Source organism: Capsulimonas sp., from assembly GCF_039929585.1.
Lineage (GTDB): Bacteria > Armatimonadota > Armatimonadia > Armatimonadales > Capsulimonadaceae > Capsulimonas.
The window spans coordinates 1-9,802 of record NZ_JBDSQY010000138.1 but is presented as its reverse complement, the minus strand read 5'-3'; the positions used below and the strand labels follow the sequence as shown (position 1 = coordinate 9,802).

Here is a 9,802-nt window from a genome sequence, read left to right as displayed (position 1 = left end):
ATATGCCCAAGTGAGACACGGAGCATGCCTGTCTCGGAGGAGATCACGATCATGGCGCAATGGATTTTGGGAGCGGCGCTGCTTCTGGGGATTGTGGGAGACGCCTTGTTTCAGGGCGCGGGAGGCGCCGGTCTGAACTGGCTGTTCTTCGCCGTGGCCGCCGCCGGCGCGGCGACGCTGCTGGCGCGGAGTGGCGCGGTAAAGACAGCCCCTGGCGGGCGGCTGCTGATGGGGCTGGCGCTGGCGTTTTCCGCCCTGATGGCGCTGCGGGATTCGGAGGCGCTGCACGCGCTATGCCTGCTGGCGATCGTTGTGGCGACGGCGGGCGCGGTCTCGTCTCAAGAGGGATGGCGCGCTTTCAAAACAGGGTTTCTGGAATATGCGAAGAGCGTCGCGAAGCTGGCCGTCGCCGGCTTTATCGGGCCCGCCCGTTTTCCCAGAGAGGCGATCGTACCCGCCGAGGGCGCCGAAAAGCGGTGGAACGCCGCGCCGGGCGTGGGCCGCGGCCTGCTGATCGTCTCGCCCCTATTTTTCATCTTCTTATGTCTGCTAATGGCAGCCGATCCGGCCTACCAATATTCGGTGCGGCATTTATTCGACTGGGATATCTCGACACTCGCCCTGCGCCTGCTGATCGTCGCGGTCATCGCCTGGTGCGCGGCCGGCATTCTGCACCGCGCCCTGCAAAGCGCCGCCGCCCCCGTGGAATCCCCTGTCCATGCGCCGCTGCAGGCGCTGGGCCTGCCTGAAGTCGTGACCATCCTCGCGGCGATCGACTTGCTGTTTCTGAGCTTCGTCGCCGTGCAGGCGCGCTACGCCTTCGGCGGCCCCGCGCTGTTCAAGGCAACCACAGGACTGACCTTCGCTGAGTACGCACGCGGCGGCTTCTTCGAGCTGCTGGCGGTCGCGGCGATTGTCCTTCCCGTCCTGCTCTTCCTGCACTGGTCGATGGACCGCGCGACGCCGCGCGGCGAAAGCCCCTTCCGATGGCTCGCCGCCGTCCAGGTTGCGCTTCTCTTTGTGATGCTCGCCAGCGCCTTCCGGCGCATGGGGCTTTACGAAGATGCTTACGGCCTGACGGAACTGAGACTTTATGTGATGGCGACGATCGTCTGGCTCGCCGTCGTCTTCGCCTGGTTTGGCCTGACCGTGCTGCGCGGCCGACGCGAGCTTTTCGCGGGAGGGGCTGTCGCGGCGGCCGCCATCGGCATCGCGATCCTTGAAGGACTGAATCCGGACGCGCTGATCGCCCGCGCTAACCTTGCTCACGCCCAAAGCGCCCACCAGTTCGATGGCTGCTATGCATCCTCGCTCGGCGCAGACGCCGTCCCCCCGCTCGTCGCCGCCCTCCCTGCCCTGCCGCCCGCCGACGCCGCCATCGTCGCCTCCCAGCTGCTCAAACACTGGACCCCGCCCACGCACATCGATTGGCGCAGCTGGACAGTGGGACGCGCGCAGGCATGGAACGCGGTTGAGAGCAACAAGCCCCAGATGACGGCGCTTGCGATGGCCGCCCCGGCGGATGCATGTTCGGCGAAGGATTATGAGGATTGATTTCAATGCCGTGCGTCCCTATTCCCCCGGCGCTTTAGCGCGCTTTCCCCTTTTTCCCAACAAGCCGCTGCGCGGGGGAAAAGGGGTGCTCATAACTGTAGTCCTTGCACGCTCGACAAGTAGGTGTGAAGAAGATTTTGCATCGGTTACAAAACTGTCTCCTCACGGCCATGTGACGAGTGAATGGAACTCAATGATTAGCACCCCTTTTACCCTGCGAAGCAGCTTGTTGGGAAAAAGGGGGAAGCGCGCTAAAGCGCCGGGGGAATAGGGACTGCCGCGAACGGATGTTCACCACACTCTCTTCACAAAGCTGACGACAATGTCGGCGACCGAGTGGGCGACGCCGCCGAGGATCAGGCCGACGACGATCCATAGGGTCCAGGTGGGATGAGCGAACGTCCAGGTGAGGGTATGCGACCAGACATCGGTCATGATGGCGTTTCGGTCCACGGGGATTCCCTTGCGGACGAGCAGCCAGAGGATGCAGCGGATGGTTGCCCAAAGCATGAAGAGGAAGTAGGCGACGCGGATCAAGGGGCCGACGGCGATTCCGTGCGACACCCAGGAGCGGTGTGGGACCAGGGTCTTGTAGGGCCACCACAGAAAACGCAGGGCGCCCCAGCGCTTGTAGGCGACGCTCTGGGTGTCGAGGTCATCGGACAGCCAGAGGCCGGAGAAGATATACGCCCCCAGGGTCAATATCAGCGGCGTGACGTCCGCTGACGGGCAATAGAGATACCACACCGGTACGGCGGCGGCCGCCGTGACGAGCGTGATCTTGTCGTGCACTTTCCCACTGGGCAACGGAATGAACTTTCTTGCGGTTCGGCGAGGCCCAAAATCCACGGGCGAAATAATGCGAAATCAATAACCTGCGATCGGAATTAACGGCCGAACTTCCGGTCCAGATCCGAGTTCGCCAGCTCCACGATGATCGGACGGCCATGCGGGCAGGTGTACGGGTTATCGGATTTCAAAAGATCGGCGACTAAGGCGTTCATCTCTTCGAAGGTCAGAGGATCGCCCGCTTTCACGGCCATTTTGCAGCTGGCCGTAATCAAGACTTCCTCGGCGGGCAGCATGAGGCGCCGCGAGGTCGTCTTCTCGACCAGTTCATCCACGATCTCACGCAGCACTTGCTCGGGACCGCCCTGCGCCTTGATGTGCTTTTGGGCGACCGACGCCGGCACGGAACGCACTAAGTAGGAATCGCCGCCGAACGGCTCCAGCTCAAAGCCCGCCCGGCGCAGATCCTCCAAACGGTTCTCCACCACCATCGCCTCGCGTTTACTGAGTTCCAGTGTGAACGGGATTATCAATTGCTGGACCGGCACGCCGGCGCCAGCGCCCTCGGCCCCAGCGATTAATTTTTCGTACAGCACACGCTCATGCGCGATATGCTGATCGATCAAGACCAGGGCGTGGTCGGTCTGCGCCACGATGTACATATTGCGCGACTGCGCCAGCACGCGCAGTGAGCCGAGGTTGTGGTTCCGGTAATCGCCGCCGGTGGCGCTCCCGACGCCGTCCACGCTCTGGACAGAGACCTGGCTTTCGGACGGAGCGTCGCCGTCCTCGCGCGCAAACTCCGTCTGCTCCAGCATCTCCGGCGAATCCAGAAGCGCCGAGCGATCCCCTGCTTCGGGGGCGTCGAGAAGCGCCGCGCCCTCCTGCACTCGGTCGGAAGGAGAAGCGGGACGCACGGCGTACTGCGCGCCATTGCCCGCTCCGCCGTTCACCGGGCGGGCGCCGTAACCGGCGGCGTCATCGAACGGATCGGGCTCGCCGTGCGCCTTGCTCAGCAGCGCTTCATGAAACGGCGACTGCGTGACGTCCTGCCGCCGAACATTCACGGGCGGACGTGATGGAACCTGGAACAGCGGCTGCTGATTGTATCCCGAGGACTTGCGCGTCCCCTCACCCGGCGCGGCTTCCTCGCCGCCGCCCGGCGTCATTTTTTGAATGAGCGTTGGGACCAAGCCGCCCGCGAGCAGAGCTTCTTTCACGGCGTGATAGACCGCCGAATAGATCTCGCCCTCTCGGGTAAAGCGCACCTCGGTCTTGGTGGGTGAAACGTTGATGTCCACCTGGCTGGGATCGATGTCGATCATGATGACCGCTGGGGGATATTTGACGCCATGGATCGTCTGGACGCTCTTGTAGCCTTCGTCGAGCGCCCGCGTCACCGCTTTGTTGCGCACAAAGCGGCGGTTGACAAAGCTATGCTGCCACGAACGGGCGTTCTTCAGCGCGGCGGGGCTCGCGATAAATCCCCACACCTGCACTCCCCCAGCCTCGTAATCCATCGGCACGAGATGCCGCGCCGTATCTCGTCCAAAGACCTGCACGCAGGCGTCCATCATCGAACCGCCCCCGCCTGACGAAAACAGCTCGGAATTGTTCTGCTGCAATCGAAACGCGACATGCGGGTAGGCCAGCGCAAACCGCTGCATCAGCTCCACAATATGGTTCGTCTCAGTCTGAGACGTCTTGAGGAATTTGAGGCGAGCCGGAACATTGTAAAATAAATTCTCGACCGTGATACTGGTTCCCGTCCGCGCGCCGACTTCGACCACGCCTTCGAACGCTCCCCCGTTGCAGCGCAGCTCGATCCCCGGCGCATCCGGCTCCTCCGCGTCATCCAGTCGGGTCACGATTGTCATCTGCGAAACCGAGGCGATGCTCGGAAGCGCCTCGCCCCGGAACCCCATCGTCGTGATCTTGAACAAGTCCTCCGCCAGACGGATCTTGGAAGTCGCATGTCTTTGCAGCGACAGCACCGCGTCCTCCTGCGACATACCCGACCCATCATCCGTGACGCGAATCAGGTACTTCCCGCCCTCTTCCAGCTCCACCAAAACCCGCTTCGCGCCGGCGTCCAGCGCATTCTCCACCAGTTCCTTCACCGCCGCCGCCGGGCGCTCGACCACCTCCCCCGCCGCAATCTGGTTCGCAGTCGTGTCGTCGAGAATTTGAATTTTTGGGGTGCTGGACATGGACGTTCTCTTTTTCGAATTTAGATTGGCGCGTGTGGCGTCAATAGAGGCGCTCGCGCGAAAAAGCAAAATCCGGAAAGGCCGCTGAATATTATTTCAGCGGCCTACCTTTCTTATTGAGCGTTCTTTGCGCTCCGGCGACGCAGACCAATGCAACCGAAGAGCGAGACGAAACCGATCATCATCGCGGCAACGCTCGAAGGCTCGGGAGTAGGCGTCAGCAAATATCCATGGTACTGGCCATTGTGGAAGCCCTCGCCTACAATTTGCCCCCGGTCGTTGATATCAGCAGCAAATTCCAGTTTCCAGGTGGGATCAATCCCTCCGACGTTTCGCAAGTCATACATAACGCCATCATGGTAGAAGAAAGCGCTGTCGTAACCATGTACGGCATTGTAGCCCGAGCCAACAACGTCTCCCGCACTATTGATCCCGTATCCATAGCTTTCCTGAAATCCGCCGCCGTTAATATCAGTCATGACTCCGTTGTTGTCAATAAACGCATGATGACTGCCAGCGCCGATCGTGGATGTGCCGACAATGATTCCGGAGTCGTTAACGTCATGTCCCGAGGAAGACGTTCCGCCAAGAGTGCCGAGATCCGTCAGCACGCCATTGTGATACGAAATCGCGTGAAAGTCGCCCGACGCCGTTGTGGCGTATCCGGCAACGAGATCGCTTGAATTCACGTTAACGCCCGCGCTTACGCTGCCGCCAAGAGTTCCAATCGTATGACGAACGGAGCCGTCGTAATACCAGCCGGAATTGGCGTCCGCGCCGACAACATGCCCCTGATCATTGATCCCAAATGCCGCTCCTCTGCCAAGATCATGGAGCGAACCGTCGTACATGAAAGCTTCCGAATAATTGTCAGGTTTCGCAGCAAAGCCCACCACTTGGTTGAGATTGTTGATCCCGAGGGCCTCGCTCGAATTGCCGCCAAATGTCCCGACGTCGTGCAGTGAACCGTTGTAAAAAAAGCCATGCGAACCGCTAGGGCCATACGATGTCCCGGCAACATTTCCGAAGTTGTTGATTTTGTTGCCGCTGCTATAACTATACCCAGGCAAGACGCCGAGATCAGTAAGGGTGTAAGACGGGGCCGCTTGGGCCGCCGGCGCTGCGGACATCAACGCTGCGCCGCTGAAAGCAAGCCCAGCAATCACGGAAGAGCGGAGACGCGAAAACGGCTGCGCATTAGGTCGTAAGGTCATAACATTTCTCCGATGCAAGTACTAAAACTCTAACAATCAACTCTTTACAACACATCCAAGAGACCATACTGTTAGAACTATATTGTACTCTATAATTCCAGATGGTAATGTTATGACCAAATGTATTTCTAATTTTAGTAAATTACTTTATTCAGTGGATACTCCACCAGCCCTTGCGCGCCATTCCGGCGCAGTTCCGGGACGATATGGCGCACAGTCTTCTCGGGAATGATCGTTTCCAGCGCCACCCAGCCGTCTTCCTGAAGCGGGGAGATGGTCGGCTTGCGCAGCGACGAAAGCAGGTTAATGACGGCGTTCAGGTTCTCCATGGAAACGTTCATCTTCAGGCCCACCAGCGTTTCGGCGTCGAGCGCGCCCTGGAGCAGAAGGGCGATGTTTTCGATTTTGCGCTGCTTCCACTCGTCCTGCCAGCTGTCTTTGTTCGCCACTAAGCGGGTCGTGCTTTCTAGAAGCGTGTCGATGATTTTCAGGCCATGCGCGGCAAGCGTGCTGCCAGTCTCGGTGCCCTCGACAATCGCGTCGACCAGGTCCGGGACTTTCACTTCGGTCGCGCCCCAGCTGAACTCGACATGCGCAGTGACGCCGTGCTTCTCTAAGTAACGCTTTGTGACGTTCACGAGCTCGGTCGCAATGCGCTTGCCTTCCAGATCCTTAGGACCGGTGATCGGCGAGTTGTTCGGAACGGCCAGAACCCAGCGGTACGGGCGCGAGGTCGCCTTGGAGTAGATCAGCTCGCTGACTTCGTAAACATCGGCTTCGCTTTCGACCACATTGTCATGGCCGGTCAGGCCGACGTCCAGGACACCCATCGCGACGTATCGCGCGATCTCTTGCGCGCGCAGCAGAACCGGCTCCAGTTCGTCGTCATCGACTACTGGCTGGTAGGAACGGGAGCTGACACGAAAGTCCCATCCGGCTTTTTTAAACAGGGCGAAGGTCGCCTCTTGCAGGCTGCCCTTAGGCACGCCAATGCGCAGCTTTGTCACGGTGCTAAGTTTCCCATCGAATTGAATTTATTTACTGACTAATTTTTCGCCCAAAAGGTCTCTTTAGAATACCGGTTTGAAGCGCAGGAAGTCAACGACAGGAATACAAACCTATTATACCAGCATCCGTTCGGTTTACGCAATTTCCAGTAGAAACACAGCAGTAATTTTGATCACGGATAGAGAAGCGCACGATTGCGTCGAGCGGCGAACTCCCGCAGATCCGCTTCCCACCCGGCCGCAATCGTTTCATAGGAACGAGCTTCCAAAACTCCCTGATACGCCTCGGCGCTCGCCAGCAGCGTCATCAATTTCTCGGGAGCCCAGTGGTCGGCGTACAGCGATCTCAGCGCGGCGGCGAGCGCGAATCCCAGGTGAACGGCGTCGAAAGCCGCGCGGTCGGTGAGGAGGAAGTTCACGCCGCCGCAGCGCTCGCCGGCGAAAACGCTCGCGCGCGGGGTGAACCACAAGGGCGTGACGCGCACACCCGGCGCCCCGGCGGCGTTGACGGCGGCGGCGAAAGCGCGCGGGTCAACATAGGGCGCGCCGAACAGCTCAAACGGCGTATCCGTCCCGCGGCCGACCGAGACGTTGGTCAGCTCCAAAAGCCCCACGCCGGGATAAAGCGTCGCCTGACCCAGCGAGCGCATGTTGGGAGACGGGTTGGTCCAGACGAGTCCGGTCGCATCCCACCAGCAGTCGCGGGTCCACCCTTCACAGGGGATGACGGTCAGGTTACAGCCAGGAGCGCGCTCGGTTTGGAGCAGGCGGGCGATCTCCCCGATCGTCATACCATGGCGCACGGGGATCGGATGGCAGGCGACAAAGGCGAGCTTATCCCCATCGGCCAGCGGACCTTCGATCGCGGCGCCGGTGATCGGATTGGGGCGATCCAAAACGACGAGACACTTCCCAAACTCAGCGGCGGCGTCCATAACATGCGCCAGCGTGCTGATATACGTGTAGAACCGGCAGCCGATGTCCTGGATGTCAAAGACAATCGTGTCGATCTCCGAAAGCTGCTCCGGCGTGGGACGCGTGCGCGGTCCATAGAGCGAATAGACGGGCAGGCCCGTGCGCTGGTCCCCCCCGTCGGCGATCTGCTCCGTGTCCAACTCGCCGCGCACGCCGTGCTCCGGTCCCATCAGAGCGCGCAGGTCCACACCGGGGGCGGCGCGGAGCAGATCTACCGTGGCGCGCCCGTCGCCGGTCAATCCCGTATGGTTGGTCACGAGAGCGATGCGGTCTCCCATGATCGGCGCAAACCCATCCCGTTCGAGCACATCGACGCCAGTGAGAACAGAAGAAAAAGAGGACATGGTGAGTTTCCTATTTTCAGTAGGGAAGCGGCAGGATTACGGGGGGGAAATGGAGAATCCCAATTCCGTTCATACGCGCCGCGCAATACAAGTTTAGCATCGTTCACATCTATCACGCAAGGGATCGTCATGCCAGAATTCGCGCCGCGAGACGGCGCCGAACAAACACCCAGCCGACTGCGCATCCTGGTGGAGGCAAGCCGGCAGTTTAACTCATCGCTTGACTATGAGACCGTTCTCCAGAAGATCGCCGACGCGCTTGTCCACGGGTTCGCGGACTGGTGCGCGGTCAGCATGTCGGAGACGCCCCTGGACGGAGAAGTCCGGGTCAATCGCCTCGCCACCGCGCACGCCGACCCGCAGCAGCGCGCCTGGGGCGCGGAGTTATCGGAAAAGATCGGAACCGCTCCGTCGCCCGCTTTTCTGCGTGTGCTCAGCACCGGCCGCTCCGAGTTTAATCCCGAGGTAACGGAGGAGATGGTGCGCGCCGGCATCGCCGATTCGGAAGTCCGAGACGCGATTCTGAGCCTGCGCCTGCGCTCATCCATTGCGGTCCCCATGACGGCGCGCGGTCAGACATTCGGCGTCATTACTCTGATCACAGCGGGAGACTCGGGCCGGACATTCACGGAAAACGATCTGGTTCTGGCGGAAGACCTGGCGCAGCGCGCGGCGGTCGCCGTCGATAACGCTCAGCTTCTGGGCGACGCCCAGGAGGCGTCGCGTGTTCTGGAACGGGAGCTAGAGCGGCGGCGGCAGGCGGAAGAGCGCCTTTCCGTGCTGGCGGAAGCGGCCAGCTCCCTGATCGGATCCCTGCATCTGAGCGATCTTCTTCCGGCGGTCCTGAGCCTTTCCCGGCGATTGTTCGACGCCGACGCCTACGCCGTTTGGCGGCGCGCCATGGACGGTTCGTGGGGAATGATGTCGCAAACCGGGCTTTCCGAGGAGTTTGCGCGCAACCAGACGCCTCCGGGCGGACACGCCGCGCCTTCGGAGCCGACGCTCATTGAGGACGTCGCGCTGGACGAACGTATGGCGCCGCGCCTGGAACTGCTGCGCGGCGAAGGCGTCCAATCGGTTCTGGTCCTGCCGCTCGTCCTGCACGGCGAGACTACGGGGACCTTCGTTTTCTATTATCGACAACCACGAAAGTTTGAGGCGCTGGAAGTACGCGTCGCCTCGGCGCTGGGCAACCTCGCCGCGTCGGCGATCACCACCGTGGAGCTTTACGAGGAGCAAAACCGGCTGCGCGCGGCGGCGGAGCAGGAAGTCGCGGAGCGCAAGCGGGTCGAGCGGGAGAACACTCGGCTGCTGCGCGAATCACGCGCGGCGGCAAACCAGCAGCGGAAATTCCTGCGCGACGTACTCGCCAGCGTCACCGAAGGCAAGCTCCATCTCTGCTCGTCACCCAGCGATCTGCCGCGCCGTCTTGCTCCCTTCCTGCCTGCGGTTTCGCTCGTCGCGGAAACGATTTCACAGCTGCGCCGCCAAACGGTCGCGGCATGCGAAAATAGTCGCCTGCCGGAAGACCGGACACAGGACTTGATTACCGCCGTCAGCGAAGTCGCCATGAACGCCGTGGTCCATGGCGGCGGGGGAAACGCTTCCGTCGGCGCCGCCCGCTCCGGCGCCCTGCAAGTCTGGATCGAGGACCAGGGACAGGGCATCCACATGGATCGTCTGCCCTTGGCCACACTAGAGCGCGGCTA

7 protein-coding genes are annotated in these 9,802 nt (G+C 61.2%); 2 read left to right on the top strand and 5 right to left on the bottom strand.

Translation table 11 applies throughout. The features are described 5' to 3' along the window. Positions 1-1,554 (top strand): DUF4173 domain-containing protein (locus ABIZ35_RS09635; RefSeq protein ID WP_348219678.1); only part of this gene is annotated, 1,554 nt, incomplete at its 5' end. 291 nt (positions 1,555-1,845) lie between these two features. On the opposite strand, the gene ABIZ35_RS09630 is transcribed toward ABIZ35_RS09635, so the two are convergent. The 5 genes from ABIZ35_RS09630 to ABIZ35_RS09610 all read right to left on the bottom strand — a co-directional run bounded on the left by ABIZ35_RS09630 (position 1,846) and on the right by ABIZ35_RS09610 (position 8,093). Further along, positions 1,846-2,361 (bottom strand): metal-binding protein, encoded by a 516-nt coding sequence (locus ABIZ35_RS09630; protein ID WP_348219677.1) that lies wholly within the window; start codon positions 2,359-2,361, stop codon positions 1,846-1,848. 80 nt (positions 2,362-2,441) lie between these two features. Next, entirely contained in the window at positions 2,442-4,553 is a 2,112-nt protein-coding gene (gene mutL / locus ABIZ35_RS09625) for a DNA mismatch repair endonuclease MutL (protein ID WP_348219676.1), read from the bottom strand. A gap of 113 nt (positions 4,554-4,666) precedes the next feature. Further along, positions 4,667-5,767, bottom strand: a complete 1,101-nt coding sequence (locus tag ABIZ35_RS09620; RefSeq protein ID WP_348219675.1) for a PEP-CTERM sorting domain-containing protein — start codon at positions 5,765-5,767, stop codon at positions 4,667-4,669. A 134-nt stretch (positions 5,768-5,901) separates the two neighbouring features. Further along, on the bottom strand, positions 5,902-6,774 hold the full coding sequence (gene hisG, locus ABIZ35_RS09615; RefSeq protein ID WP_348219674.1) for an ATP phosphoribosyltransferase: 873 nt from the start codon (positions 6,772-6,774) through the stop codon (positions 5,902-5,904). A 173-nt stretch (positions 6,775-6,947) separates the two neighbouring features. Further along, positions 6,948-8,093 carry a DUF1343 domain-containing protein gene (locus ABIZ35_RS09610; protein WP_348219673.1) on the bottom strand — a complete coding sequence of 382 codons (1,146 nt, stop codon included), beginning with the start codon at positions 8,091-8,093 and terminating at the stop codon, positions 6,948-6,950. A 129-nt stretch (positions 8,094-8,222) separates the two neighbouring features. Between ABIZ35_RS09610 and ABIZ35_RS09605 the strand changes: the two genes are divergently transcribed. Next, positions 8,223-9,802, top strand: a 1,580-nt coding sequence (locus tag ABIZ35_RS09605) for a GAF domain-containing protein (protein WP_348219672.1), incomplete at its 3' end; no start/stop codon positions are given.